Source organism: Ruegeria sp. AH12 (assembly GCF_056541465.1).
Genome location: NZ_JBQFYL010000058.1, coordinates 1 through 1,339, shown reverse-complemented (window position 1 = coordinate 1,339; position 1,339 = coordinate 1). Strand labels below are relative to the sequence as shown.

General features: G+C 57.7%; 2 protein-coding genes. Both read left to right on the top strand.

From position 1 onward, the window contains the following. On the top strand, nt 1-905 hold a 905-nt coding region (locus ACR0EL_RS21555), incomplete at its 5' end, for a LacI family DNA-binding transcriptional regulator (protein ID WP_480502213.1). Between the two features lie 6 nt (nt 906-911). Beyond that, a partial coding sequence (locus tag ACR0EL_RS21550) for a DNA glycosylase AlkZ-like family protein (RefSeq protein WP_480502211.1) occupies nt 912-1,339 on the top strand: 428 nt, incomplete at its 3' end.

Here is a 1,339-nt window from a genome sequence, read left to right as displayed (position 1 = left end):
CCCGTGTTTTGGCCGCCGCAAAAGAGCTGGGATATGTGCCCAACAAGATCGCGGGAGCATTGGCGTCAAGCCGGGTGAATCTGGTCGCTGTGATCATCCCGTCATTGTCAAATATGGTCTTCCCCGAAGTTCTAACCGGTATCAATCAGGTGCTGGAAGATACTGAACTGCAGCCGGTGGTTGGCGTCACGGACTATCTGCCAGAAAAAGAAGAAAAAGTGCTGTACGAGATGCTCTCGTGGCGGCCCTCAGGCGTGATCATTGCCGGGCTGGAGCATACCGAAGCCGCGCGCGCTATGCTGGATTCAGCTGGCATACCGGTGGTCGAGATCATGGATACCGATGGCAAACCGGTGGATGCGATGGTGGGAATCTCTCACCGCCGCGCCGGGCGCGAAATGGCGCAGGCAATCCTGAAAGCGGGCTACGAGCATATCGGGTTTATGGGCACCAAGATGCCGTTAGACCACCGTGCCCGTAAACGGTTCGAAGGGTTCACCGAAGTATTGGGCAAGCACGGGATCGAGATTGAGGACCGTGAATTTTATTCGGGTGGCTCAGCGCTGGCCAAGGGGCGCGAGATGACACAAGCGATGCTGGAACGCTCGCCCGAGTTGGATTTTCTGTATTATTCCAACGATATGATCGGCGCGGGTGGGCTGCTGTATTTGCTGGACCAAGGGATCGATGTGCCCGGTCAAATCGGATTGGCCGGATTCAACAATGTGGAGCTGCTGCAGGGGCTACGACGCAAGCTGGCCACCATGGATGCCTGCCGGACCGAGATTGGGCGCACCGCGGCCGAGATCATTGCGGCGAAGCTGGCCGATCCGGATTCCGAGGTTGAAACCCGCGTTACCCTAACCCCCAAGATCAGCTATGGCGACACGCTGAAACGGCGATAACGCCAGATGGCGCAGCAACGTCTGGACAACCGCGCTGCGCGGGCGCTGTTCATGGATCGGCACGCGCTTTTGGAACAGCCTACCGGAAGTTCCAAAGGCGATGACTTGTTACAGCTGATCCATCGTTTAGGGTTTGTCCAGCTTGACAGTACCAACACCGTCGCCCGCGCGCATGACATGATCCTATATGCGCGTAAGCCCAGCTATCGCGCGCGCCACCTCAAACACCTCTATGAACGCGACCGCGCGCTGTTTGAGCATTGGACGCACGATGCGGCGGTGATTCCAATGGAATTCTATCGCCACTGGCATCTGCGGTTCCTGCGCGATGCCGACATGCTGAAAGCTCGTTGGAAGAACTGGCGGCGAGACGGGTTTGAGCAAAAGTTCGAAACCGTCCTACAACATATCCGCGACCATGGTCCGGTTGGCTC